General features: G+C 45.8%; 24 protein-coding genes. 13 read left to right on the top strand and 11 right to left on the bottom strand.

Features of this window, described 5'->3' with window-relative positions; translation table 11 throughout:
* Positions 1 to 81: 81 nt before the first annotated feature.
* The 3 genes from fdnG to nrfD are packed head-to-tail and all read left to right on the top strand — an operon-like array spanning position 82 to position 5,114.
* Positions 82 to 3,264 (top strand): formate dehydrogenase-N subunit alpha, encoded by a 3,183-nt coding sequence (gene fdnG / locus RDK53_RS02980; protein ID WP_308513218.1) that lies wholly within the window; start codon positions 82 to 84, stop codon positions 3,262 to 3,264.
* A 2-nt stretch (positions 3,265 to 3,266) separates the two neighbouring features.
* Positions 3,267 to 4,196: a 4Fe-4S dicluster domain-containing protein gene (locus RDK53_RS02975; RefSeq protein WP_308513217.1), complete on the top strand. Its 930-nt coding sequence runs from the start codon at positions 3,267 to 3,269 to the stop codon at positions 4,194 to 4,196.
* A gap of 12 nt (positions 4,197 to 4,208) precedes the next feature.
* Positions 4,209 to 5,114 carry an NrfD/PsrC family molybdoenzyme membrane anchor subunit gene (gene nrfD / locus RDK53_RS02970; RefSeq protein WP_308513216.1) on the top strand — a complete coding sequence of 302 codons (906 nt, stop codon included), beginning with the start codon at positions 4,209 to 4,211 and terminating at the stop codon, positions 5,112 to 5,114.
* A 41-nt stretch (positions 5,115 to 5,155) separates the two neighbouring features.
* Here the strand turns inward: nrfD and RDK53_RS02965 are convergent, their stop codons facing one another.
* Positions 5,156 to 5,803, bottom strand: a complete 648-nt coding sequence (locus RDK53_RS02965) for a DUF6198 family protein (protein ID WP_308513215.1) — start codon at positions 5,801 to 5,803, stop codon at positions 5,156 to 5,158.
* A 196-nt stretch (positions 5,804 to 5,999) separates the two neighbouring features.
* Between RDK53_RS02965 and RDK53_RS02960 the strand changes: the two genes are divergently transcribed.
* Genes RDK53_RS02960 through RDK53_RS02940 form a run of 5 tightly spaced genes read left to right on the top strand, consistent with a single transcriptional unit; the run spans position 6,000 to position 9,473 of the window.
* On the top strand, positions 6,000 to 6,767 hold the full coding sequence (locus RDK53_RS02960; protein WP_308513213.1) for a DUF4198 domain-containing protein: 768 nt from the start codon (positions 6,000 to 6,002) through the stop codon (positions 6,765 to 6,767).
* On the top strand, positions 6,768 to 7,376 hold the full coding sequence (gene cbiM, locus RDK53_RS02955) for a cobalt transporter CbiM (protein WP_308513212.1): 609 nt from the start codon (positions 6,768 to 6,770) through the stop codon (positions 7,374 to 7,376). It abuts the gene before it with no gap.
* Positions 7,360 to 7,992 (top strand): hypothetical protein, encoded by a 633-nt coding sequence (locus RDK53_RS02950; RefSeq protein ID WP_308513211.1) that lies wholly within the window; start codon positions 7,360 to 7,362, stop codon positions 7,990 to 7,992. Before cbiM ends, RDK53_RS02950 begins: the two co-directional genes overlap by 17 nt.
* A 24-nt stretch (positions 7,993 to 8,016) precedes the next feature.
* On the top strand, positions 8,017 to 8,733 hold the full coding sequence (locus RDK53_RS02945) for an energy-coupling factor transporter transmembrane component T (protein ID WP_308513210.1): 717 nt from the start codon (positions 8,017 to 8,019) through the stop codon (positions 8,731 to 8,733).
* A gap of 8 nt (positions 8,734 to 8,741) precedes the next feature.
* Complete coding sequence (locus tag RDK53_RS02940; RefSeq protein ID WP_308513209.1) at positions 8,742 to 9,473, top strand: ABC transporter ATP-binding protein; 732 nt, start codon at positions 8,742 to 8,744, stop codon at positions 9,471 to 9,473.
* A gap of 123 nt (positions 9,474 to 9,596) precedes the next feature.
* Here RDK53_RS02940 and dcuC read toward each other — a convergent pair whose 3' ends face one another.
* The gene (gene dcuC / locus RDK53_RS02935) at positions 9,597 to 10,967 is read right to left on the bottom strand and encodes a C4-dicarboxylate transporter DcuC (RefSeq protein WP_308513208.1); all 1,371 of its coding nucleotides are present in this window, start codon (positions 10,965 to 10,967) and stop codon (positions 9,597 to 9,599) included.
* A gap of 204 nt (positions 10,968 to 11,171) precedes the next feature.
* Here dcuC and RDK53_RS02930 point away from each other — a divergent pair, with 204 nt between their 5' ends.
* A complete protein-coding gene (locus tag RDK53_RS02930) occupies positions 11,172 to 12,272 on the top strand; it encodes an adenosine deaminase (protein WP_308513207.1) in 1,101 nt (366 codons plus the stop codon).
* Positions 12,273 to 12,380: 108 nt separating this feature from the next.
* Here RDK53_RS02930 and groL read toward each other — a convergent pair whose 3' ends face one another.
* Both groL and RDK53_RS02920 read right to left on the bottom strand, forming a co-directional pair.
* On the bottom strand, positions 12,381 to 14,015 hold the full coding sequence (groL, locus tag RDK53_RS02925) for a chaperonin GroEL (RefSeq protein ID WP_066595218.1): 1,635 nt from the start codon (positions 14,013 to 14,015) through the stop codon (positions 12,381 to 12,383).
* A gap of 43 nt (positions 14,016 to 14,058) precedes the next feature.
* Positions 14,059 to 14,346, bottom strand: a complete 288-nt coding sequence (locus tag RDK53_RS02920) for a co-chaperone GroES (RefSeq protein WP_282195668.1) — start codon at positions 14,344 to 14,346, stop codon at positions 14,059 to 14,061.
* A 295-nt stretch (positions 14,347 to 14,641) separates the two neighbouring features.
* On the opposite strand from RDK53_RS02920, the gene dacB reads away from it, so the two are divergent.
* The 4 genes from dacB to RDK53_RS02900 are packed head-to-tail and all read left to right on the top strand — an operon-like array spanning position 14,642 to position 17,451.
* Positions 14,642 to 16,285 (top strand): D-alanyl-D-alanine carboxypeptidase/D-alanyl-D-alanine-endopeptidase, encoded by a 1,644-nt coding sequence (gene dacB, locus RDK53_RS02915; RefSeq protein WP_308513206.1) that lies wholly within the window; start codon positions 14,642 to 14,644, stop codon positions 16,283 to 16,285.
* 33 nt (positions 16,286 to 16,318) lie between these two features.
* The gene (locus RDK53_RS02910) at positions 16,319 to 16,621 is read left to right on the top strand and encodes a DUF883 family protein (protein ID WP_308513205.1); all 303 of its coding nucleotides are present in this window, start codon (positions 16,319 to 16,321) and stop codon (positions 16,619 to 16,621) included.
* Between the two features lie 4 nt (positions 16,622 to 16,625).
* Positions 16,626 to 17,042, top strand: coding sequence for a phage holin family protein (locus RDK53_RS02905; protein ID WP_308513204.1), 417 nt, complete (start codon positions 16,626 to 16,628; stop codon positions 17,040 to 17,042).
* Between the two features lies 1 nt (position 17,043).
* Positions 17,044 to 17,451, top strand: coding sequence for a hypothetical protein (locus RDK53_RS02900; protein ID WP_308513203.1), 408 nt, complete (start codon positions 17,044 to 17,046; stop codon positions 17,449 to 17,451).
* Positions 17,452 to 17,505: 54 nt separating this feature from the next.
* Here RDK53_RS02900 and RDK53_RS02895 read toward each other — a convergent pair whose 3' ends face one another.
* From RDK53_RS02895 to thiL, 7 genes are all read right to left on the bottom strand, one after another.
* On the bottom strand, positions 17,506 to 18,567 hold the full coding sequence (locus RDK53_RS02895) for a C45 family peptidase (protein ID WP_308513202.1): 1,062 nt from the start codon (positions 18,565 to 18,567) through the stop codon (positions 17,506 to 17,508).
* A 250-nt stretch (positions 18,568 to 18,817) separates the two neighbouring features.
* Positions 18,818 to 20,053 (bottom strand): peptidase M48, encoded by a 1,236-nt coding sequence (locus RDK53_RS02890; protein ID WP_308513201.1) that lies wholly within the window; start codon positions 20,051 to 20,053, stop codon positions 18,818 to 18,820.
* Positions 20,054 to 20,247: 194 nt separating this feature from the next.
* Positions 20,248 to 21,216 carry an AEC family transporter gene (locus RDK53_RS02885; protein ID WP_308513200.1) on the bottom strand — a complete coding sequence of 323 codons (969 nt, stop codon included), beginning with the start codon at positions 21,214 to 21,216 and terminating at the stop codon, positions 20,248 to 20,250.
* A gap of 281 nt (positions 21,217 to 21,497) precedes the next feature.
* The gene (locus RDK53_RS02880; RefSeq protein WP_308513199.1) at positions 21,498 to 22,823 is read right to left on the bottom strand and encodes a hemolysin family protein; all 1,326 of its coding nucleotides are present in this window, start codon (positions 22,821 to 22,823) and stop codon (positions 21,498 to 21,500) included.
* Between the two features lie 3 nt (positions 22,824 to 22,826).
* Positions 22,827 to 23,315, bottom strand: a complete 489-nt coding sequence (locus RDK53_RS02875) for a CinA family protein (protein WP_308513198.1) — start codon at positions 23,313 to 23,315, stop codon at positions 22,827 to 22,829.
* Complete coding sequence (locus tag RDK53_RS02870) at positions 23,315 to 23,848, bottom strand: phosphatidylglycerophosphatase A (RefSeq protein WP_308513197.1); 534 nt, start codon at positions 23,846 to 23,848, stop codon at positions 23,315 to 23,317. Before RDK53_RS02870 ends, RDK53_RS02875 begins: the two co-directional genes overlap by 1 nt.
* Before the next feature lie 2 nt (positions 23,849 to 23,850).
* Positions 23,851 to 24,776, bottom strand: a 926-nt coding sequence (gene thiL / locus RDK53_RS02865; RefSeq protein WP_308513196.1) for a thiamine-phosphate kinase, incomplete at its 5' end; no start/stop codon positions are given.

Here is a 24,776-nt window from a genome sequence, read left to right as displayed (position 1 = left end):
TTATTTTCTAAGGGTTGTCCATAATCGAAAGAAACAGGAATATTTTTTGTTAATTAACTAACTATACGCATAAGGTTCACTATGATTACTATCCAAGATGTATTAAGCCCGCGTACAGAATCGAAATGCTCCCGCCTTAGAGGAGCCAAAGTTGGTTCAACTCTCTGCCAATACTGCGCAGTCGGTTGTTCTCAGTTGGCCTTCTTCCAAGACAAAACGTTGGTGGACATTGAAGGAGATCCCCGAAGTCAGGTAAACCAAGGCAGACTCTGTCCTAAAGGCGGTTCAACATATGCTCTTGTGGACAATCCCTATCGTGTTACGAAGCCGTTGTACCGAGCTCCGGGATCCGACAAGTGGCAGGAAGTCACCCTTGATTGGATTCTTGATGAAGTTGCCAAGAGAATTTGGGACAGCCGAGCAAAAGGATTCATTGAGAAAGACGAAAACGGACTTACCGTCAACCAAGTTCCGAATATTGGTTTTATCGGCGGTTCTGCAAACGATAACGAGGAATGCTATTTATTCCGTAAGCTGTTTACCGGCGGCTTAGGCCTCATGCCGGTTGAGAACTCCGCCCGCTATTGCCACTCGACAACTGTTGCGGCTTTGTCGCCTACTTTCGGCTTCGGCGCATGCACTAATCCCCCAAGAGACTTGCTCAACAGTGACTGTATCGTCATCATGGGCTCCAATATGTCTGAAGCTCACCCGGTTGCCTTTTACTGGCCTATGCAGGCCAAAAAGAAAGGTGCGGCTACGATTCACATTGATCCTCGCTACACGAGAACAAGCGCAGCCTGCGACCATCACGTTCATATCCGCCCGGCCACTGACATTGCCTTCATTTACGCAGTTATCAAATACATTCTGGACAACGACTTATGGTTCCATGAATATGTATTGAACTATACGAACGCAGCCACCCTAATTAATCCGGGATTTAAATTTGACCAGGTCACCGGCATGTTTAACGGCTGGAATCCTGAAACCAATTCTTATTCTCTGGAACCTGATTCTTGGGATTATCAGTACGAAATCAATCCTGACGGCACTAAAGGAAAACCAAAAACCGACCCGACGCTTCAAGATCCGAACTGCGTGTTCCAGCTGCTGAAGAAACAAGTTGAGAAATACACGCCGGAGGCCGTAGCGGATACGTGCGGATGCCGCCCTGCAGACATTATCAAGGTCGCAGAATTGATGGCCCGCAATTCCGGCCGCGATAAGACAACTGCTTTCTGTTATGCCACAGGCTTTACTCAGCACAGTGACGGCACGCAGATTATTCGCTCAGTAGCCATTCTCCAGCTTCTGCTTGGAAATATCGGACGTCCGGGCGGCGGCATTCTTGCCCTGCGCGGTCACTCGAACGTGCAAGGCGCTACAGATATTCCGACTCTCTTCGCAGCACTTCCGAACTACATTCCTATGCCGGAAGCAAAACCGGGGAATGCCACTCTCAAAGATTATCTAGCAAACGGCCATGCTTTCTGCGATGCACGCGATAAATCCAAGGGTATGTGGAAATTGGAAACCGAAAGAGGATCTTGGGCTTCTTTGCCGAACTACATGATCAGTCTTCTTAAGGCTTGGTACGGGGACGGAGCAACCAAAGAAAATGAATACGGCTACCAGCATCTGCCGAAACTTCCCGGAGATGAGTCGTTAACAATCACAATGGAACGAGCCCTAGAAGGAAAAGTCGACGGTTTGATTGTTTTTGGTCAGAACATTGCAGTAACCAACCCGAATACGGGCTGGAGCCGTGACGCCATAAGAAACCTGAAATGGCTTGTCGTCTGCGATATGTTTGAAAACGAGACGGCCTCCGTTTGGTATGCCGATCCTGATGCTCCTGATCCATCAAAATGCAAGACGGAAGTCTTCCTCCTGCCGACCAATGCTCTGATTGAAAAAGACGGCTCTGCCAACAATACAGAGCGTTTGATGCAATGGCACGACAGAGTTAAAGAAGCTCCGGGAGACTGCAGATCTGATGCTTGGTGGATTTACCAGCTCGGTCTTCGTTTCAAGAAGATGGCAGAACAGTCAATGCTGCCGCGTGATGAAGGTATGAGGACGCTGACCTGGAATTACGGCATGGCGCCAAATGCTGTTAACGTTATGGGACTGCCTGCCGTCGAAGGAGACGCAGATATCAACGCCGTGGCTCTTGAAATGAACGGCGTCAATTTGGAAACCAAGGAACCGATTCAATCCAGCGGCGAACTAAAAGCTGACGGCACTACTATTTGCGGATGCCGTTTGCTAGCCGGCTTTATCGATAAGGAAGGCAACAACCTGATGAAGAGAAGAGAGCCCGGGGAAGTTGATCATGAACTTGATCTGACCTACCGTGTTTCTTGGCCTACAAATACTCGAATCCTTTACAACCGCTGCTCAGCAGATCCGGAAGGGAAGCCCTGGTCAGAAAATAAGAAGCTGATTTGGTGGGATGAGCTTCAAAAGAAGTGGGTTGGATATGACAAACCTAACTTCGATGAAACCAAAGCCCCGGACTATGTACCTCCGGAAGGAGCCAAAGGCGGAGCTGCGTTAGCCGGCACCGAACCATTTACCGTCCATTCCGACGGCAAAGCCTGGCTCTTTGTACCTTATGGAATTAAAGAAGGTCCGTTCCCAGTCTTCTACGAACCTGCAGAATCCCCGTACAAAGACGCTTTCTTCAAGAATAGCAAGACTCCGGGAATAATCACTATGGATAGCGATTTGAACAAGCTCGCTCCTCAGGGCGATCCTATGTTCCCGACAGCCATGACAACCTATCACATGACTGAACATTGGCTAAGCGGCGCAATGACAAGACATGTTCCATGGCTTGTCCAGCTGCAGCCGCAAACCTTTATCGAAATTTCTCCAGAAATGGCAGAAGAAATCGGTATTCAATCCGGCAGCTATGTGACGGTTAAAAACCTGAGAAATTCTCTTCAGGTTAAAGCCCTGGTAACACCGCGACTCAGAAGCGGCATCGTTCACGGCAAACCCTCAAGCATCGTCGGCTCCTTTGTCTGCTCAGGCTACAAGGGCAATATGGTCAGTGCCATTACCAACGACTTAAGCCCGGCTATCGAAGCTCCTGACGGCTTAATCCCGGCATCTAAAGGCTTTGTGGTGAAAGTTGAAAAAGGCGATCCGGCTAAAGTTGAAAAACTCGTTCCGGAAAAGATTCAATATCCGGAAGCGATGATTGCGCCGATTCCTAATACTCCGTGGGCCTCTCAGCCAGAAGGGAGGAGCTAATCATGAAATTAAAAGAAAGCAACATTTTTAATCTTATCAGCAAGGCCTTCCCTGCCGGTTCTCCCAAGAAGGAAGGAAGATTCGCTCCGATTTACGGCCTTTTTAAACGTCGTGAGCCAAGACCTACTCAGACTGAAATGGCGTTCTTTACCGATACTTCCATCTGTACCGGATGTAAATCCTGTGAAGTGGCTTGCAAACAGTGGAATCAGTTAAAGGCTCCCACACCCAAGTGGTCCGGGGACAGCTACGACAATACTCAGGATCTTTCCTATCTGAACTGGCGTCACGTTAAATTCATCGAAAGATTCCCGGAAAAGAATGAGGTTAATCATCCCGCTCCGAAGAATATCGACAATTTACTGGCTGAAAAGAAAACCGGTGAATGGCTCTTTATGGCAGATCAGTGCAAGCACTGCCGACAGTCTCCATGCCATCAAGCCTGTCCGACCGGCGCCATTATGCGCAACGAATTCGGCGGAGTGTACTATCAAACCGATATCTGCATGGGCTGCGGAATGTGTATTGCAGCTTGTCCTTTCGGCGTTCCGGAAATCAATCCGGAAACCGGCCACTCCGTCAAGTGCGCTGAGTGCTATGACCGTTTGCGCGACGGCTTGAGACCCGCTTGCGTAACTGCCTGCACCACCGGTGCCATTGATTTCGGCCCGCGTGAAGTCATGGTTGAAAAAGCCCGAGCAAGACTGAAATTCCTACACGAACATGGTCACCCGGAAGCCAACCTCTACGGATGCGATGACTTCGAGCATTACAGTTCGTTAAATTCCTTCTACTTGCTTATGGACAAACCGTCTGTCTATGGCCTTCCTGAGAATCCGGTTACACCGACTGAACATATGCCGATGGACTATCTTAGAGCAGCGGCAACACTGATTTTGTGCAGTGCCGTCGTGGTTGGAACTTTAATGTAAGGGAGAGGAATAATGAAAGAAAAGACTTGGGTTAGCGGTTCATTATCGCCCTACCAGCTGCACGATATTACTCACCGCCCTGACTGGGAAAACCTCATTGTTTGGGATGCCTATCTCAACAATATGACTTCCGGCTTCATGGTCATCACAGGACTTGCGTGGATGGCGGGTCCGGGTTATTTCACAGCACTCTTACCATGGGCCATTACGGTTGCCCTGGCAATCGTGGTATTGGATTTGCTCTTGTTGATTTTTGACTTAGGAGATCCTTTCCGCTTCACAAACGCTATGCGAGTGATGAGATTTACCTCTCCTCTTTCGGTTGGCGTATGGGGACTTGCCAGCTATGCCACCTGTGTTGGGTTTGCCGTCGGTCTTTATTGGCTGTCATACATTTCGGCTCATACCACAGACTTCTTGAATCCGTATATCGACGTTCTGGATATGTTGACAAGGATGTTTGTGATACTGGCTTTCTTAGGTGCTCTGGTGGTTATCTGCTACAAAGGCGTAGCCTTCAGCTGCACTTCTCAGCCGGGAGTTAAAAATGCAAGATGGCTGACAAGCTTCATGGTTGCTGATGCCATGCTGATGGGGTTAGGCGTCTATTCCATTATGGCTGCTATTCTGCAGGCTCCTGAAGCCATCGCCTATTTAATGCTTCCGACACTGATCCTGATCATTGCCAGATGCATCGCCTTCTACTTGCTCAGCTTAGATCTCAACCCGAGAGCCAAGCTGACCAACAGCAAGACGGAAAACTTCTGGGTTAAGTTTTCAGTTTATATTCTCGGCGGCGTAATCGCCTTCGGATGCTGCTTCATCGGCCCGTTGGGAGTTACCGTTGCCGGCGTAATAGCACTGGTGGTAGGTCTTATTGAAAGATATTGGATTATCAGCACCACCAAGAGAATCTAATTTAATCAGATGAGAGATAAAGCGGTCTTCGGGCCGCTTTTTCATTGCTCATCGGTCTTTTTGCCGGTGATAAGACGAAATATTGAGAGCCAGCCTTTAACAAAAATCCCGACACAAACGGCCGAGATAATCGTTCCTTCTCGAATTCCGTGTAATTCTTTGAAGAAAAAGTAACTCAGCAAGATCGCCAAAACCACTAGCATCACATCATTGAACACTTTTACTTTCGGGAATGGTTTCCCTGAAAATAAAGCCATTGCCACGACTAGCCCCTCTCCCGGTAGCACCGCAGCTTTGGAATAGATTTCTAAAGAAACACCAAGAGCGAGGACCGCGTTGCCAAGCATACTGAATGCGATTTTGTGCCAGTAAGTTGCAAGCTCGATTGTCTGAACCCAACTCATCGAGAAATCGATGAGGACTGAGAAGAAGTAAGTCATCGGCAGCTGAAGCAAAAGCACAAGCCATTTGACGTTTTTGCGCAGCAGTATCAACTGGCCCAGAATCATTGCCAGGTTAATAATCAAAGTTGTCTGGCCGAAGGTTAAACCTGAGATATAAGAAGAAACTAGAGGCAATGCGCTAATAGGAGTGGTTCCCAAGCCGGCAACAGTAACGATGCTGATGCCAAGACTCATAACAGAGAGTCCTAAAAGAAAAAAAGCCCAATTTATAACGTGTGTGTTCAATCCTTTCTCCGAAGAAGATTGAATTTTACTATATGAAAAATATTTTCACATAAAGATAACCCCACAGCATATTCAGACCTTATTCTGCCGTTTTACTCACATTGGGACTAAATGAAAATAGATTTTCTTTTTACAAGTGATAACGTAAGATCCTATTAAAAAAGTTACAGGGTCCGTTAATTTTTTTGGAGACGCCATGATTAAATTTCCAGCTCTTTTTGCCGCACTTATTTTTTCCGCCTCTGCTTCCGCCCATTTCGGCAGCGTTCTCCCCGACAAACAAATTGTGGAAAATCAAAAAGATAATGTGTTGACATTAACTGCCGCCTTTAATCATCCGATGGAACAAACCGGCATGACCATGGACAAGCCGCAAAAATTCAGCGTTTTTAAAGATAATCAGGCTCAAGACTTAACTTCAACATTAAAGCCGGCTACCGTGCTTGGAAAAGATGCCTGGACAACACAATACAAAATCTCCCGGCCCGGCTTGTACCAGTTCCTTCTTGAGCCCGCTCCTTACTGGGAACCAGCCGAAGATAAGTTCATCATCCACTACTCTAAGTTATATGTTCCGGCTTATGGTGTAGAAGAAGGCTGGGAAAATCCTTTGGGCGTTAAAACTGAAATTGTTCCTCTGACTCGTCCATTCGGCAACTATGTCGGCAATCTTTTCCGAGGCAAGGTTCTAGTTGACGGGAAACCTGCCGCCAACACCCCGGTTGAAGTTGAGTTCTACAACAAAGGAAAAACTGCCGAAGCACCTAATGATATTTTTGTCACTCAAACTGTGATGACCGACGAACAAGGAATATTCAGTTACTCCGTCCCTTGGGCCGGTTGGTGGGGCTTTGCCGCTTTGACGGATGCCGACTACCAGATGAAAAAAGACGGTGCCGACAAAGATGTGGAACTTGGTGCTGTATTATGGACGGAATTTGTCTCTCCCAAGTTAAAGAAATAAATGCATATTGCTGAAGGAGTTCTATCTGCACCCGTACTGATTACGGGCGCAGTGGTTGCTGCGGCCGGTGTCGCATATGGATTGAAAAAGATACCTGCCAATCATTTAATGCTGGCAAGCTTATTAGGTTCTGCTTTTTTTGTGGCCAGCTTAATTCACGTTCCGATTGGTTTTTCCAGTGCGCATCTTATTCTCAATGGCCTCATCGGAGCCATCTTGGGAGCCGCATCTTTTCCTATCATTTTCGTTGCATTGCTCCTGCAAGCCGTTCTTTTTCAGTTCGGCGGATTCACTGTCTTAGGAGTAAATACAGCGACTATGGGAATTGGCGCCTGGGCTGCGGGATTAATTTTCCGTTGGCTAGCGGGCCCGGCAACTAGCAAGAATTTAAAAATAGCAGGATTTGCGGCAGGGTTCAGCGGAGTTTTTATCTCAGGCCTCCTCACAGCACTTGCGCTAGCTTTTTCGAATGAAGGCTTCGTTGCGGCGGCTTGGACGATTTTCTTAAGCAACCTGCCCATCATGTTTATCGAAGGCATCCTCACAGCGATCGTCGTGGTGTACATTAAACGCACAGATGCAGGAGTTTTTGATGCAAAAACAAGCTAAGGTCATCCTTTCCCTTTTGGTTCCCCTTCTTTCTTTGTCTGCAGGGAGCGCAGCGTTTGCTCATCGGTTAAATGTATTTGCATACCCGTCCGGATCAGAGATTTGTGTGGAAGCATCCTTTGCGGGAGGAAATCCTGCAAGGAATGCTGACATCAAAATTATCGATGAGCAGGGAAAAGTCGTTTTGACATCTAAGACATCCAAAGACGGCAAAAACTGTGCAGCAGTCCCCCCTGACTTTAAGCCCGTTTCCTTAACAGTTATAGTCAACGCAGGTGAGGGGCATCAGAATCAATGGACCATTGAGAAATCTGAATTCGACGGAATTTCTACACCTGTTGCTTCAGTTTCTCCTTCACCTGCTGCAATAGGTCCGCAGGCAGATAATAAGCTTCCGAAGTCCGGAGCCAAACTCTTTTCCCAGCAAGAGATGAACGAAGCAATCCAGGCTGCTAAACGCGATATTGAAGTTACCGTAATAGCGCCTCTAAGAAAGCAGCTTGCAGAAGCTCAGCAGCCAAAAACAACCTTCAAAGATATCATCGGAGGAATCGGCTGGCTGGTGGGCATTGCAGGGTTGATTGCCTGGTTTACCACCAGAAGAAAACAGAAATAACTCATTTTGTCCGGCCGCTCTTCGATGAATATTTCTTCCTTTACTCCCGCCTCAAAAATACTAAGCGCACTAGTGTTTGCGGCAGTGGCGGCCATCCTTCCGACAATTCCGTCGGCTTGTCTGGCCTTTCTTTGCGGCCTTATCGTCCTCTGCATATTTCCTCCTCCTTGGAATTCTTTTCTTAAAAGAACCGCAATGATCAATATTTTTGTCTTGTTTATATGGTTCTTTACTCCGTGGACCACACCGGGGGTGCCTCTGTGGGCAGGGAGCTGGTTAACAAAAGAAGGTGTTGAGTTGTCTTTGCTGGTGACCCTCAAAGTCAATGCTCTATTTTGTATTTTCTATACCTTAGTCAGCTCCATGAGTTTCAGCCAGCTGGCTGCAGGGCTCAATCAGCTTGGATTTCCAGACAAACTTGTGGCGATAATTCTTTTCTGTGCCCGCGGAATTACGATTTTTGAAAAAGAGTATGCGAACTTAACGGAAGCCGCTAAGTTAAGAGGCTTTTACATGAAAACTGACCTTCGGACTTATCGAACGGTCGGTGCTATGGTCGCTTTGTTGTTCTCGAAAGCTTTCCGGAAAGGGAGAATCTTGGAACAAAGTATGATTCTGCGAGGCTTTAATGGCAAAATCAGAACATTAACCAAGTATCAATGGACAGGGAAAGACATTGCGCTGGTGGGTGCCTTTTCCATCGTTTCTTTCTGTTTGAGCATAAGCGGATGGATGCTGTAAAGAACAATATGTCAGAACAAGAGTTATTGCTGGAGCTTAAGGGCATTAGTTTTGGATTCCCGGAAAAAGAACCCCTTTATCTCCAAACCGGACTTTCACTGCGTAAAGGTCAGAACATCGGATTTTGGAGTCCGAATGGCAGTGGCAAAACAACTCTTTTCAAGATCATTACGGGACTAATCCAGCCTCAGGAAGGAGAAATATTCTTAAAAGGCAAGCCTATTAGCTCCGAGTCCGATTTCAGAGAACTTCGTTCAAAAGTTGGTTTTGTTCTTCAGCATTCCGATGACCAATTATTTTTTCCGGAAGTCATCGATGATGTCTCTTTCGGACCTTTAAATCTAGGCTTTTCTGAAGAGGAAGCTTTATCCGCCTCTATGAATGCTTTGGAACGCCTTGGAATTTCCTCTCTGGCCCACTCTTTAAGCTTTGAATTATCGGGCGGACAAAAGAAATTAGTTACTCTTGCGGCTGTCCTCTCCATGAATCCGGAAATTCTGCTTCTTGACGAACCCTCGAACGGATTAGATGAAAAAAGCCGTCATCTTCTCATCTCCCAAATCAACTCACTGGACTGCGCCAAAATCATTATCAGTCACGAACCCGAGCTGTTGATTGAGACATGTGACAGCTTCATCATCATTCAGGATAAGAAGATAGTTCCAGTACCTGCACCCACCATACACGAGCACAGACACGCCCATTTCTTTGGCGGTACAGCGCATACGCACGGCTCTTAAAACTCGCGTGCGGCTCTAAAGATCGAGTATGGTTCAGTCCAAGATAATCTCAAAAATCAGAACCGCACTTTTTTGGATTTGCTGTGTACAAAGCGCTTATCCGCTTCGTCTCTCCTCGATTTCCTAGATATATTTCAAGAAAGACAACAAAAGGACAGTCAGCACACCTGCCATCAAAGGAACCCAAGTTCTCTTCACTAACACCAGCGGATTAACTTTGATAGAGGCCGAGACAATAATTACCACAGCGGCAACCGGCGACATTGAGCGGAACAAGTTGGACATACATTGCATCGGAAGAGCAACCATGATTGGGTCCAAACCTGCTTTTTCAGCAATCTGCGGAATTATTTCGATAAAGCTATAAAAGGCAGCATTACCGGAACCGCTGATGAAGGTAATCAAACCGGTAATTGCAGAAAATGCCAGCATAAGACCTGCTTTGGCGTTTTCAAAGTCAGACACAGAGCGAGAAATTGCATCTATGAGTCCGAGTGCGCGAAGGCCTGCAACCATTGTGGCGGCAGCAACGATTAATACGACTACCTTTGAAAAGCCGTCTCCCATTCCATTGAAGAAAAGTCTCAAATCCTTCATTGTTTCTTTGGCATTCTTATTTCGAACAAGTTCGCTAATCACGGCAGGAACTAAAGAGAAGAGAGTTATCTCAACTAAACCTACTTTTGCTTTGCGAAAGAATATCCAGAAAAAGATGACAAGAAACAACGGTAAAACCGGAAAAATCGAATACCAAATCGGTGTATTTTTTTCAGGGCGATTCTGTTCAATCATCGACTCCTGATTTAAGACCTCAAGTTCTTTTCCTTGGCGTTTGTCTAAGTAGGTTTGCCAGAAATAATGAACTATTCCCATAACAAACAAAGCAGGAATGGTAATTGGTGCGCAGTGATAGAACACATAATCGACAACATTCTCAAAACCAAGAACACGAGCAGCTACCACGTTATCTCCGCCTAGCGGAGTCGGAACAATCGTCGCGGTGGTAGCAATAAGAGCGGCAGCAGTCAGAGTCGAAAGACCTGCGGCACGAAGGACCGGATAAAGTGTGGCCATTAAGATTACTGCTAGAGAAGCCGCACTTGGGATAATAATTTGCAAGCAAGTGCCAATCCAGAAAACCAACGGGATCAATAATGCCGGATGTTTAATCTTGGAAAGTGGCTTTGTTAAAACTTTAATGACCATATCATTTGCGCCGATATGAGACATATAGGCTGCAAAACCGAAGAGCGTAAGGATGATTAAACCTGCATTACTGAATTGCCTTACAAACTGATCCTTAATCACCTTGAATGGATCGGCCCACGCCAGTCCTGATGTAGCTTTTGCTCCGAGAACATCGTGTCCGCTGATGAGTGCTAGGTAAAGCATCACTAGGCCGGCGGCAAATAGAACAACCTTTGCATCATAGTTCTTAGCGATCGCCCAACCTGTAATTACAAGAATAATGACCGCAAGGATGCAATCAATCATTTTTGGTCTCCGGGATTTTATTTAAGAATCTTTTAATTTTAATGAGCCTCGCCATTCGGAGCATTTCGGAATGAACCTTACGGGTTAAGACTATGGGTGATAACTACTTGTTTTAACGGCAAAATTAGAGGAAACCCTATGAAATGAGACGAATAAGAACTTGAAAGATGTATATTCCTTTTGACTAATCTCACGGAGCCCAAAATGCGAAAAGACAATCCTGGTTTTGTACCCGACTCTCCTTTTCAAAGAGTCCTGCCTAAAGAATGGACAGACTTCTTCAGCTCTTTCCCAAAAGTTGAGCTTCACTGCCATTTGCTTGGTACAACAGGAAAGGAAACTTTTGAGGATTTGGTTAAAGAATCAGGTGCCGACATTCCTCAGTCCACAATAGATGAGTTTTATACACGCGGGGATAAACCAGTTGGTGTTCTGAGAATTTTCCGATCACTGGAATCTCAGATCCTTTCAAAGCCGGAATTCTTAAAAAGAATCACCTTTGAACATATGAAACGCGTGGCGGACCAAGGTGTTCGTTACATCGAGTTCTATTGGAATTGGACCGGTCTTAAGCATTTCATGACCTTTGAGAAGGCTCAAAAAGCCATTGTAGAAGGCTTAGAAGACGGCGAGCGTGAATTCGGTGTGATTGGAAGGTCCATTCCCGCAATTGACCGTGAGGCGTCTGCCGAAGATGCCGTTGAACTAGTCCAGGAAATGATTGCCCATCGCGATCCTAAAACAATCGGATTGGGCATCGACTACCGTGAAACCAATCATGAGCCGGAAAACTTCTGGAAAGCATTCAAGTTAGCTAAAGATGCCGGTTTTAAGATCACAATTCATGCCGGGGAGTTCGGCGAACATTGGCGAAACGTTGAGACCTCACTGACGCTGCTTGGAGCTGACCGCATCGATCATGGCTACACAATTATCGACAATCCGGACCTCGTCCAAGAAGCTCGTAATAACGATGTCCATTTTGCCGTGGTTCCCACCAACTCTTACTACCTCAGAACTTTCTCAGATGAAGAATGGGCACACAAGCATCCTGTGAGAAAAATGGCTGAATTGGGCCTGAAGATTTTTCCAAATAGTGACGACCCCACCATGCATCAGGTATCTATTTCTGAATCGTGGCTGCTGATGTTCAACTTTCTAGGATTCTCTTTGGAAGATTTGAGAAAGATGCTTGAAAACAGTATTGAAGCAGCTTGGGTTGATGAAGCAACCAAAAAGGAATGGAAAATAGATTGGCTCCCAGAGTTTGACAGATTAGCGGAAGGACTTCCTATTCTTGCTTAGCATCCTTTGAGTATTGCTTTCCAAACTAATTAACAATTTCATAAGTAAAACAAAACCTCCGAGAGGCTTGAAACTTCATCGGAGGTTTTCTTTTGAACTAGATGTCTATTACATCATGCCAGGCATTCCGCCCATTCCGCCCATTGGAGGAACTTCAGGTTTGTCTTCCGGCAAATCAGCAATCATGCACTCAGTTGTGAGGATGAGGCTGGAGACAGAAGCGGCATTCTGAAGGGCTGTACGAGTAACCTTAGTCGGATCCAAAACGCCCATTTCAATCATGTCGCCATATTCGCCTGTCTGAGCATTGAAACCGAAGTTTCCTTTGCCGTTAGCAACGCGATCTACTACAACACTTGGCTCATCACCGGCATTGCGAACGATCTGGCGCATTGGTTCTTCCATAGCGCGCAAAACGATCTTGATACCGGCGTCTTGTTCAGGATTGTCACCCTTAAGATCTTTGATAGCCTGTTTAGCACGGATAAGAGCAACACCGCCGCCGGCAACAACGCCTTCTTCAACAGCAGCACGTGTGGCATGCAGAGCATCTTCAACACGAGCTTTCTTTTCTTTCATTTCAACTTCAGTAGCAGCACCGACCTTAATCAAGGCAACACCGCCTGCCAACTTGGCAACACGTTCCTGAAGTTTTTCACGATCGTAATCGCTGGAAGTTTCTTCAATCTGCTTACGAATCTGTTTAACTCTGGCTTCGATCTGGTCTTCCTTACCGGCGCCGTCGATGATAGTTGTGCTTTCTTTGTTAACTTCGACTTTCTTAGCAGAGCCAAGTTCGTTCAAAGTTGCTTTGTCGAGGCTCAAGCCGACATCGCTGCTGATGACTGTACCGCCTGTGAGGATAGCGATATCTTCGAGCATGGCTTTACGGCGGTCACCGAAGCCAGGAGCCTTAACGGCAACTGTCTTCAATACACCGCGGATGCTGTTGACAACCAATGTTGCAAGAGCTTCGCCGTCGATGTCTTCAGCAATGATGAGCAATGGCTTGCCAGCCTTAGCAACCTGTTCAAGGATTGGGAGAAGATCGCGAATGTTGCTGATCTTCTTTTCAACCAACAGGATGTATGGGTTGTCTAACAAAGCGACTTGCTTGTCAGGATTGTTGATGAAGTACGGAGAGAGGTAGCCGCGATCAAACTGCATACCTTCGACAACTTCAAGTTCATTGTGGAGGCTCTTGCCGTCTTCAACGGTAATAACGCCTTCCTTACCAACCTTGTCCATTGCTTCAGCAATGATGTCGCCGATTTCGTGATCGGAGTTAGCAGAAATAGCACCAACCTGTGCGATTTCTTTGCTGGTTGTTGTTGGTTTGCTGAGTTTATGGAGTTCTGCGATAGCAGCGGCGACAGCCTTGTCGATACCGCGCTTCAAGTCCATTGGGCTCATACCGGCAGCAACAAACTTCATACCTTCGTCAACGATAGCTTGTGCCAAAACGGTAGCTGTTGTTGTACCGTCACCGGCGTTGTCGCTGGTCTTGGAAGCAACTTCCTTAACCATCTGAGCGCCCATATTTTCAAATTTGTCTTTGAGCTCTACTTCTTTGGCAACGGAAACACCGTCTTTAGTGATTGTAGGACCGCCGAAAGCGCGTTCCAAAACAACGTTGCGGCCCTTAGGTCCTAAAGTAACCTTAACGGCGTCAGCCAAAACGTTTACGCCGCGAACCATGCGGGTACGTGCATCATTGCCAAACAAAACTTGCTTAGAAGCCATTTTGAAAAGTTCTCCTATTCCTAAATTATTTATTCTTTGCCGCTTATTCCAAGACACCCATGATGTCTTCTTCGCGCATTACAAGATATTCTTCTCCGCCAACTTTAACGGTCTGTCCGGAGTACTTGCCGAACAAGACACGATCGCCGACCTTAACGTCCATAGGAATCAATTTTCCTGCGTCATCGCGCTTGCCAGGACCAACTGCTAAAACTTCACCTTGATCTGGTTTTTCGCCGGCAGCATCAGGAATGTAGAGGCCGGAAGCAGTACGGGTTTCTGGTTCAACGCGCTTGACGATCACGCGGTCGTGCAAGGGACGAATATTCATCTTATAACTCCTTATCTTTTAAAAATCTAAGTCACGCTATTGTGCTAGTGACTATGTGGGGACCATCTTTTATTTTTCAAGTCCCCTCGTGTGACTAGGTATAAATACTAACAACATCCAAAATGGGTTGGGTGTTATTTCTCGACAATCTGTAAGAAATATCAAATTTTATACCGTGGAAATTTTATTCAAGTGCCCAAAAAAGGTTTATCTTCCAAGCTTAGAACTAGAAAGAAAATGAATCTGTGTTAAACCACATCAGTTCCCAGAGCGCACTAAGTTAGAAGAAGAAGCGATGAAGAGTAAATTTGTTCAATATCTATGCTTGTCGGCATTCGCAATAACCTGTTCCTTGGGAGGGTTTGCGAACGCTTCTGCTCCCTCTAAAGAGCCGCAAAAAACTAAAACCGTTGCCAAGAAGACAGCAACCCCTAAAAAAGCAGCCGTGCCGAAGAAAGCTGTGCGTCCGGCCAAGAAAACCGTTAAGAAGAATACCGCAAGAACGGCTTTGACTAAAGCAAAAAAGGCGGTTGTCCCAATATCCGCGGCGGCAGTCCCTTCTGCTTTGGCTCTTTCATCCGGAAGTGCCTCGGGGACAGTTTCAGAATTGCCTTCTGAAATTTCTCATGCAATGTTAAGGGCCCGCGTAGATAAAAACGATCTTTCTATCGCGGTGATTCCGCTTGGCTCTGAAGGCAAGAAACTTTTGGTTAATGCCAACCAGCCGAGAATTCCCGCTTCTGTAGAAAAAATAGTCACCTCTGCCGCAGCTCTGGATTTACTTGGTCCTTCAAAGGTTTGGTCAACTTTCATTGCTTCCGAGGCCGAGCCGGAAAACGGCACGCTGAAAGGAGACTTATATTTGATTGGTTCCGGTGACCCGTATCTAACAATCGAGAGGTTTTGGCTGCTGTTGGATAACCTCCGAGCCAGAGGAATCAAAACCATTGACGGCGACATAATCCTGGATCGAAGCTCTTTTCAAGTGCCGGCACATGATCCGTTTGCTTTCGATGGAGAAGGCAACCGACCATATAACCTCGGCCCTGACGCTCTGCTCATTAACTCTCGCTCCTTAATCATTAGATTCAGACCGGATCCGAAAAAAGGGGTTGCTTATCTTTATCCCGAACCTAACCTTGAAGGCATCAAGCTTCCTGAAAGTATTCCGCTCAGCAAAGAAGTATGCGGAGCCTGGCGAAAGCAAATTAACCCGGACTACTCCAATCCTTACCATCCGGTCTTCAAGGGTAAATATCCTTCCAGCTGCGGTGCTAAAAATTTGATGTATACCGCCTTTGCTCAAAACGAATATGTGAATGCGGTTTTCTCTTCTATGTGGAAACAGATGGGAGGAGAATGGAAAGGAACGGTCAAGAACGGAAAAGCTCCGGAAGAACGCACAGTCCTCGCCAGTTCTTATTCTGACCCGCTTACTAAGCTTGCTTACAACATGAACAAGTACAGCAATAATTTAATTGCTCGGCAATTGTTCTTAGCCTTAGGTAAGACTGCAAAAGACGAGCCCAAGAATTTGGCTAGCAGCCGCGAAACAATGAAAGAATGGGCGCAGACATTAAAAATCTCTCCGCGAGAACTCTATCTGGATAATGGATCAGGTTTATCTAGGAACTCTCAGCTTTCAGCAGCCGCTGCTGCCAGAGTGCTTGAGTATATGTGGAACCATAAAGCCATGGCCGAGTATATGGCCTCCATGCCGATTTCCGGAATTGATGGAACCATGAAAAAACGACCCGTTGCCAAGGGGCAAGCACATATAAAGACTGGATATATTTCGGGCGTCCGCTCCATCGCCGGATACGTGCTGACTGCCTCCGGCAAGCGCTATGCGGTAGCGGCCATAATCAATGGAAACGCAGCTATCAACGCAATACCCGTAATGGACGCAATTATCGACTGGGTATACTCCGAGTGCTAGACTTTTTACAGTTATATAAGGAGATCTACACCCATGAGCGACAGAGTAGAAAACATAATTCGTGACAATGTCAATGAAGCTTTGGAACAAGCAGATGAGCTTCTTAAGAAAGCTGCAAACGCATCGGATGAAAATGCAAAAGAATTGCAGGAACAAGCTAAGAAGAAATTGCGCATGGCTCGCGAAACTCTTGCTGATTTTTATCAGAACGCGTCCTCTCAAGGTAAGGAAATTGCTGACGATATCAATTCATGCGTCCATGAAAATCCGTGGCGTGCTGTCGGTATTGCTGCAGCAGCCGGCGTCCTCCTTGGCTTACTTATCGCAAAGAAGTAAATAAATGACAAAGTCCGTTCCACCGAAGAATGATGCTTCGCTGAGATCTATTCTCGACTTGTTCGTTGAAGGCTTGGCCACGCGCGCTCAGATTTTCGGTCTTGAGCTCTCGGTGGCTAAGGACAACACGGCGAAAAGCGCCCTCAATATGGTGTTAGCCGCATTGTTCGGCATTTTCGCCTTAGTCTTCATCTCAGTAGCTTTATTGGTTATCTTCTGGGATGACCACAGAATATTTGTTGCATGCTGTCTGGCAGGCTTTTACACGGTGATGTTTCTTTTTTTTCTCGCAAGAGCAAAAAATTTGGCATCCAATCTTCCATATGCCTTTACAGAGTCCAAGCAGATTATTTCTAACGACTTAGAAGCTCTGCGCCGTTCATTAAACACTCCGACTCATAAAGATCAGGAGGAGAAATAAGATGCAAGCCAATGAAGATGTCGCCAAGAAGCTAGCTGACCTCACCATGAAAGCAAAGCTCGAGAGAGCTGAGCTTCAGCAGGAAATATACGAAATCCGCAATAAACCTCGCTCTTTGGCAAATGTCGGAGTTGCGGCCTATAAGACGGCCCGCACGATAGGTTTGGATGAAATGAAAGTTATCCTTCCTATTGCCAAGACGGTACTTCTTCCTGCAGGAATTGCTCTCGGAAGAATTCTTGCTGAGAAAAGCAGCCCTAAAAGAGTAGCTGGTGTTGCAGGGATAGTCCTAGGAGCCTTTGGTATTTTAAAAGGCATCCAATACGACAAGAATCGCAGAGCTCGCAAAGAGGAAGAAAAAGAATATCTTCCTGAAGTGATTGAAGAGCCATCCCAAAAAAGTAAATAGCTTTTGACCGCTATGCCGAAAAGACGCTGTTATGGCGTCTTTTCGGCATTTAAATTAAAGAGAGTATTCTCTTGCTTGCGTCTTGCATGGATTGCCATCCGTCAAATACAGCTTCTTGTCTGTAACATCAACAACCATCGACCACAAAGACCGATGTCGGTGATACACGGCAACTGTTTCGTCATCATGACGGCAGACGCCTTCAGGATGTCCTGCGTGATCCGACAAGACTCGGAAAAGGCTTTCGACAGTCATTTTTCCTTCTTGTTTAACCAACCTTCTGGCTCGGTCCAAACGGATGAACGTTGAATTGTAGGAATAATTAGTTGCTTCTCCTCCCAAAATCATCTTCATTGAAACCCAATGGTTGGAGTGGCAAATTGTTTCACCATCAGACAGCAGAATATCCATATCAATTGGTGCATATTCAATGAAGAGAAGCAGACCGTCCGAGCTCGCCAATCCGACACATCCGCTTCCTGCGCGTTTGGCTTTTGCAATGGCATCGATGGCTTTAGGAATAGTTCGGCAAGACAAAGCGCCTCTTAAAAGTACTATTGCCGGAACACCAATCCTTCCATTCCGCGCGGATAAAGCATTAAGAGACAGCGCGATCCCGTTTTCATTCAAGCCTTTTCCGCCTACCAAACCTGCTTCGGTAATAATAAGTGCTTTGGGATAAGGAGCTTGCTCTACCTCCACAATTACAGTAGTGCCTTCACCGATGGACCACCAGTCCCAATTCTGAGCTAGGTAGGTATGACCGCTTGCGCTTGCCTCCGGGGGAACGCCGATAGCTGTACAGGCATCTTCGCCTAATTTAGCCTTGGCAAACATTATCTCGGAGCGGCAATTCAAAGTTAGGATTGTGACAAAGTCAACACCCGCACCGTCTGCAATGCCTTGCATTTCCTCTATCAAATCCGGACGATAGTCTTCTATTTCTTTCCGAAACGGTTCGGATAGCTTAAGAGCCTTGTCCCAATTGATAAAAGCTTCTTTTTCGAAAAGAACTTTATATTCTTCAATAACCTTAAAAATTCTTTCCTTTGCTTGGCTTCCGTACTGGAAACCTCTTTCATACGGAGAGCCGGAAATCTTTATGAACTGATGCATCTATTCATTCCTTTTTCTCTAGAGTTAGCCGTTCGCATTCAAGTAGCCGCAAACTGAAGATTACGAATTGACGGCGATGCTTTGTTCGCTACATTGTAGAGATTAAGTTTGGCTTTTGCTTCTGAGTTCACTCAAGAACTTCTGGAAATCACCTGTTAACTACAAGTGTTCCCAGAAAAAAGGATGACAGCTAAGCTGGACCTCTCACAAGGTTTATTCCAGGTCGAGAAGTTCCAGCTTGCAGTTCTGATTAGGCACTCGGCAGCCAAGAGTCTCTTTGACGAGTGTGGCGCGGAGCTAAATGTTGAATCAGTTTAATCTTGTACATTGGGTCAGGATTTCCGCTTACAAGTTTGAAGTACATTGAATCGGGCACCATGGAACCGGCACGGTGAGCAGTTTCCTTAGCAATAGCACTAATCATTGCATTCCAGTCAACGAGAAGCACTGAATTCTCTTCGGCTTTCTCATCACGTTTCCATGAAAGAGCATTTCTCAAAGGAATTAAAGGAGAAAGAAAAACGTAGGCCGAAATCATAAAGAGCACAAAAGCCGTACCATATGCCGATTTATCCAAGCCATTGACGCCAAGCCCTTCGTAAAACCATGGCTTAGAAACGACCTCACCAAGAACCCAGAAGAAAAGGAAAGAGACAATAAGCAAAGCCGTCCAAGTCATAATGCTATGACTTTGCTTGTACTGACAGACCTTATTAGCGATGAGTGCCTCAATTTCAAGCGGTGAAAGGTGCTCAAGAACGTACTTGCTGAGAATAATCTTCTTATTGAATCCGTATCCAACAATTTGGACGCCTTCAGAGTTTTTTGCATCCTTTTCTTCATCCACAAAAAGTTTTGCTGATTCAAAACGGATTCGTCGTTGGAAAGCCTGCAACCGCTCTTTCAGGTCGCCGTTAGTCATTGGACGTACAGCAGCTCCATTAAAAGAGAAGCCAAAATGTACGGCAAGACCAATTCCAAAAACAGCTAAAGTAGCCCAGAACCACCACAAACCAGAACCGGACATCCAAATCGGGAGTACTGCTAACGGAACAAGTGTGCAGAAGACTAAGCGCTTCAAGAAACTGCTTTGTCCGGGAACTGCAAGCTTATTTTGACCAAAAGCAGAGAAGACCAAGTCGATAGCGGCAAAAACAGCTAATACGCCGAATACGATGAAATATTGCGTTAGCAACCCGTTACCGAAATTAGCAAGCAATGTCGAACTAAACCAGCCTAAAACTCCTCCATATGTCAGAAGAAGGATTGCCACCAAGTTTGTAATTCTATGAATTTCAGACACTTTCGCTTCATGAAGGCACAAATCGGAGGTTTTCTGATGCTCAGACAAACTTACGTAATCCGAAAAGACATGAGGGACAGTGTCTCGGTGTAGTTTGACTGAACGAACTTGCCTTACATAAAAATAAAAAATCAATAAGGCGTTTCCAAATAAGAACAGTAAAAAAAGAATTTCAAAAGCCATTACCTCACCCATCTTTTTTGTATTTTTTAGGATCTTAGGAATTACCAGTACAAAGATAGATGAGCGTAACGCTTTAGGTGCATAGAACGCACCATTAGGAGCGATCCAATTTGTAACGGAGCCTTAACTTTCGGCTAGCCGATTACATCTGGAAGCGCTTTTGTTTTATTTATGCAAAATATTTTTGGAAATGCCTAGATCAGGTTGACTGCTATCAGTAAGAAGGGCAGAACAACAATCATTCCAACGGTAGAAGCTCCTATAGCTTCTGAGGCAAATTCTTCATCTCCTCCGTACCCTTTGGACAAGACTGCAATCACGGAAGAAACCGGCAAAGCTGAAGCAAGGATGAAACACTTCCGCATAAGGGGATCCATATCCAGCGGCATTGTGCATAAGTACATCACCAGCGGCCGTATCACAAAGCAGGACAGAAGAACAAGCCAAACCTCTCTCGGCATCTTTCTTAACTTATCCACTCCAATTTGGTGAATAGTAATGCCTACAAAGATAAGGGCTAACGGTGTCGTCAGCTGGCCTAAGTAGCGAGTCGAAACTTGGATGAAATTTGGAACCGTTATTGAAGAAAGAACCACTGCGAGACCTAAAAGGAACGCCAATAATGGAGGAGACAAAAGCATCCTCAAACCTTTAAGCGAAATAATTTTAGGAGCAACTCCCGTTCCTTTACGCACTCCGTCCATCTGTATATTAAAAAGGCCAACCGTCCAAATAAACACGCAGTTGGCAAAGAAGTACACCAATAAGTACGGAATACCGTCTGAACCATACATCGTCGACACTAAAGGCACGCCGACAAATAAAACGGTTGCCGCCGAAAAAGCCGCGATAAAAGTCCCTTTCAAATGAGGTCTTACCCAACCTAAGCGGATAAAGAGCAGAGAAATAAAATAATTAATAGCAACGGTTAGAAACGGGACTCCCGCAAAAGTCAAAAGATTCAGTAACTCATCGTGAGAAAATTTTGAAATTACCGAATAGAACAGAAAGCATGGAATTGAAGTGTTTACTAACTTCGAAACAGTTGCGCGACTAGACGGCGAATCAAAATATCTTTTTCTGGACAGCCAGACTCCAAAGCCAATAATGGTCAGTAAAACAAAAAGCGCGGAGATGGACTGTAATATCGTTGAGGCTAGCATTCTTATTTTTCTCCTAAGGCTATCTTAGTTTACCTTGCCTTAAGTCCTCTCTATCTCTTAAGGAAAATCTTTTTCCGTGTTCTCGTGGAGATTTGCACGGTTCTTATTCATAGATTCATTGCTTGAAGCATCGGATTTTGCATGACGCAATGACTTTAGAAGATGTCCGTTCGTTCTGCCTCGCAATCAAAAGAACAATCTTGCTTGATGCAAAGGAAAAGCTGCAGGAACCTCCATTTTTGTAGAAATTCTCTGCAGCTTTGTGCTCTCTTACGAGTAATTTAGGATGATTTCTCAGAAGAATTCTCTTCCGGAAGCTTAGAAATCAAGATTCTGTCAAGGCGCCGTCCGTCCATTTCTAAAACATAGAACTCCCAGCCATCCCATTTGACCTTGTCTCCCTGTCGAGGAATTCTTTCGAGCAGGAACATCACCATACCTCCAACGGTGGTGTAATGGTCTTCCTCTTCTTCCGGAACTTCATCAATATCAAGCAAGTCCTTCAACTCCGGAATAGGAAGCAAGCCATCAACTTCGAAAGAGTTCTCGCCTTTTTTGATAATTTGAGCATCTTCCGGAGTAGTCGGAGTAAATTCTCCGGCAATAGCTTCCAGCACATCATGAGGAGTCACCAAGCCGAGAATTGCACCGTATTCATCGACCACAAAAGCTAAGGAAGCAGAATTCTTTCTAAAATTCTCCAACAGCTCCATGCCGGTTAAAGATTCCGGTACGAAAACCAGCGGTTCATATTGATCCTGAGCCTTGAAGTTAGGCTTTCCGGTCTGAACCATTTGCTTAAGAAGCTGGCGTGTTGTCACAATGCCCTTAACTTCATCCAAACCGCCGTTGCAGACCGGTAGACGAGAATAAGGAGAATTCAAAATCTTCTCCATATTAACTTCTCTGCTGTCCTGCAGATCGATAAATTCCACTTCACTTCTTGGAATCATTAAAGAGGCGACTAGTCTGTCATCCAGACGGAATACATTTCTGACCATCGTGTGCTCTTGAGCATCCAACACTCCGGTTTCGCCGCCTTCTTCAATCATTGAATGAATTTCTTCTTCTGTCAGCTGCTGACTGTTATTTTGAATACCAAGTAACTTCAGTAAAGACTCAGTAGAAACAGATAGCAATTTGACAAATGGAAGCGCAATGAAAGCCAACCAATGAATTGGTTTAGCTACAAATCTTGCGATGGCATCAGCTGCAATCTGACCAACTCTCTTAGGAACAAGTTCGCCGATGACGATAGAGAAATAAGTAATACCGATTACCACACAAGCCATGGCTAAGCCGCGGGCAGTCGCTTCGTTAAGCGGAAAAGCTTCGGTCAGGACTTTAGAGAGAGGATCGACAAGTGCAGACTCACCGACAATACCGGACAAAATCCCGATAGAAGTAATGCCCACTTGAATTGTCGATAAAGCCCTTGTCGGATTTTCAGAGAGCATAAGAGCCAACTTGGCCCCCGGTGCATCATCTTCAGCAAGCATTTGTAGTTTGGTACGCCGGGCTGTCACAATGGCAATTTCGCTCATGGCAAAAAAGCCATTCAGACAAATCAATAAGAATAAACAGCCGACATCTATCCAGACGCTCATTTATTAACCTTTCAGTAAATCCAATAACCCATTGACAGCTTCTTCAACACACTGCTCTCTGACTTGCTGTCTGTCGCCTTCAAAATGGAAGCGAATAATATTCGGCATTTCGTCTTTGAGACCCCAACCTAGGAAAACGGTTCCCACAGGCTTGCCCGGTTCTTCACCGCCGGGGCCTGCAATGCCGCTGACTGCTACTGCAACTTGAGCATTAGAGTTCTTTAAAGCTCCTACTACCATTTGAGCAACACAGTCGTTGCTGACGGCGCCATACTTTTCCAAGATGCTCTGAGACACTCCCAACATTTCATGCTTTGCTGTGTTGTTATAAGTCACAAAGCCTCTATCAAACCAGTCGCTGGCTCCCGGAAGATCGGTCAAAGCTGCAGCAATCATACCGCCGGTGCAAGACTCGGCAGTTGCGACTTTCAAATTACGGTCTTTTAATACATCTGCCAGGTCGGCAATCTTTGCTTTTAATTCGTTTTTCATTAGAAAACCTTCCACATTAGTTCTGCATTAAGGAAATACACAAGCAGCCATGCGACCCCGTTGACAACCAAAAGCGTATACAAAGCTGCAAAAACATCATCAATCATCACTGTCCAGCCTGATTGAGGACCATTATCAAGTCCGGCTGCAGGCGGCAATTTAACAATGTCAAAAAATCTAAACACCAGTACTCCGGCCAATTGCCAAAACAAACCGGTCGGACAAAGAAGAAGCACCAACCAAACGGCAACCACTTCGTCGATCACGATTGAACCGTGATCCATTTTTTTTAACACGGCCTCGCACTTCGGAATGGCAATGACTCCGACAATAAAACACAGAATCGTCAGAATCCACATCAGCCCTCTTCCGACCAAAGGCTCCAAAATAAGAAAGGCCAACCATGCTGCAAACGACCCCCACGTTCCGGGCCCCGGTGTTAAACAGCCCGCTCCGAAAAAAGTCGTAAATATAAGCCACGGGTTCTTGCAAACCTCTTTAATACTTGGCGCAGTGACAGAATAATCTTTCATAGTTATGCAAAGTGATTAAAACTTTTCGAAAGCTCAATGGACTTTCCGTCTTGATCCAATACTTTCAGAGGTTCAGCCGCTGGGACAATTTTTCCTATTCTCGTCACTTTGACGGCTCCTCCCTCATTAAGGTTCTCGATCTGAGCTCGTTTATTCTTCGGTGCCGTAAACAGAAGTTCGTAATCATCGCCGCCCGAAAGGACACATCTTCTTTGGACTTCCTCAGGGAGCCGTTTCATTGGCTCTGAACGCGGAAAATCTTTCCAGTACAAAATTGCTGAAACCTTTGATCTCTCAAGAATATGTCCCAAATCTCCAACCAGACCGTCGGAAATATCACAACAGGCCGTCGCCACGCTTTTTAATTTTTGTCCAAGCTCAACTCTCGGCGTCGGCGTATCCATGCGTGCTTTGAAATAAGAGAAATCGTTTACGGGAACTTCAAACTGACCCCAGATTGAACCCAAGGCCGCGTAGGCATCTCCCGGAGTTCCCGAGACCCAAATGTCATCGCCCGGTTTAGCCCCTCCGCGGGTCATATAAGTATCACCTTCAACTTCTCCCATAGCGCAGATAGAAATGCAAGTCTTTCCCGGCAAACCGTTAACGGATGCTGTTTTGGTTGTGTCTCCGCCGCGCAAAGGACAATGAAATCTCTCAGCTTCCTCAAAAAGGCCTTCAGAAAAACCTTTTAGCCACACAGGGTCGGCTTCAGGAAGTGCAATAGAGAGGAAAAAAGCTTTTGGAGAGGCTCCGGCCGCCGCCAAATCTGACAAATTAACGGCCAAAGCTTTTCTGCCGACCGTATAAGGATCGGCATCATCAAGAAAATGAGTGCCTAAAGCCATCATATCTGCGGTGACAGCTAACTTCACGGCCCCAATAGTAAGGATGGCGCAATCGTCTCCGATCGAAGAGGAAGGCCAAG

Source organism: uncultured Turicimonas sp. (assembly GCF_902477955.1).
Taxonomy (GTDB): Bacteria; Pseudomonadota; Gammaproteobacteria; order Burkholderiales; family Burkholderiaceae_F; genus Turicimonas.
Note: the sequence above shows the minus strand (reverse complement) of the source record. Positions and strands in the feature narration are given on the sequence as shown.

Bases quoted from the DNA above. Each gene is read 5' to 3' on its own strand.
- RDK53_RS02960 (WP_308513213.1), top strand. From the start codon at position 6,000: ATGATTAAATTTCCAGCTCTTTTTGCCGCACTTATTTTTTCCGCCTCT.
- RDK53_RS02920 (WP_282195668.1), bottom strand. From the start codon at position 14,346: ATGAATATTCGTCCCTTGCACGACCGCGTGATCGTCAAGCGCGTTGAA.
- RDK53_RS02950 (WP_308513211.1), top strand. From the start codon at position 7,360: ATGCAAAAACAAGCTAAGGTCATCCTTTCCCTTTTGGTTCCCCTTCTT.
- RDK53_RS02945 (WP_308513210.1), top strand. From the start codon at position 8,017: ATGAATATTTCTTCCTTTACTCCCGCCTCAAAAATACTAAGCGCACTA.
- RDK53_RS02870 (WP_308513197.1), bottom strand. From the start codon at position 23,848: ATGAAAGATTATTCTGTCACTGCGCCAAGTATTAAAGAGGTTTGCAAG.
- RDK53_RS02930 (WP_308513207.1), top strand. From the start codon at position 11,172: ATGCGAAAAGACAATCCTGGTTTTGTACCCGACTCTCCTTTTCAAAGA.
- dcuC (WP_308513208.1), bottom strand. From the start codon at position 10,967: ATGATTGATTGCATCCTTGCGGTCATTATTCTTGTAATTACAGGTTGG.
- cbiM (WP_308513212.1), top strand. From the start codon at position 6,768: ATGCATATTGCTGAAGGAGTTCTATCTGCACCCGTACTGATTACGGGC.
- RDK53_RS02875 (WP_308513198.1), bottom strand. From the start codon at position 23,315: ATGAAAAACGAATTAAAAGCAAAGATTGCCGACCTGGCAGATGTATTA.
- groL (WP_066595218.1), bottom strand. From the start codon at position 14,015: ATGGCTTCTAAGCAAGTTTTGTTTGGCAATGATGCACGTACCCGCATG.
- RDK53_RS02910 (WP_308513205.1), top strand. From the start codon at position 16,319: ATGAGCGACAGAGTAGAAAACATAATTCGTGACAATGTCAATGAAGCT.
- RDK53_RS02885 (WP_308513200.1), bottom strand. From the start codon at position 21,216: ATGCTAGCCTCAACGATATTACAGTCCATCTCCGCGCTTTTTGTTTTA.
- dacB (WP_308513206.1), top strand. From the start codon at position 14,642: ATGAAGAGTAAATTTGTTCAATATCTATGCTTGTCGGCATTCGCAATA.
- RDK53_RS02900 (WP_308513203.1), top strand. From the start codon at position 17,044: ATGCAAGCCAATGAAGATGTCGCCAAGAAGCTAGCTGACCTCACCATG.
- RDK53_RS02895 (WP_308513202.1), bottom strand. From the start codon at position 18,567: ATGCATCAGTTCATAAAGATTTCCGGCTCTCCGTATGAAAGAGGTTTC.
- RDK53_RS02890 (WP_308513201.1), bottom strand. From the start codon at position 20,053: ATGGCTTTTGAAATTCTTTTTTTACTGTTCTTATTTGGAAACGCCTTA.
- RDK53_RS02975 (WP_308513217.1), top strand. From the start codon at position 3,267: ATGAAATTAAAAGAAAGCAACATTTTTAATCTTATCAGCAAGGCCTTC.
- RDK53_RS02905 (WP_308513204.1), top strand. From the start codon at position 16,626: ATGACAAAGTCCGTTCCACCGAAGAATGATGCTTCGCTGAGATCTATT.
- nrfD (WP_308513216.1), top strand. From the start codon at position 4,209: ATGAAAGAAAAGACTTGGGTTAGCGGTTCATTATCGCCCTACCAGCTG.
- fdnG (WP_308513218.1), top strand. From the start codon at position 82: ATGATTACTATCCAAGATGTATTAAGCCCGCGTACAGAATCGAAATGC.
- RDK53_RS02940 (WP_308513209.1), top strand. From the start codon at position 8,742: ATGTCAGAACAAGAGTTATTGCTGGAGCTTAAGGGCATTAGTTTTGGA.
- RDK53_RS02880 (WP_308513199.1), bottom strand. From the start codon at position 22,823: ATGAGCGTCTGGATAGATGTCGGCTGTTTATTCTTATTGATTTGTCTG.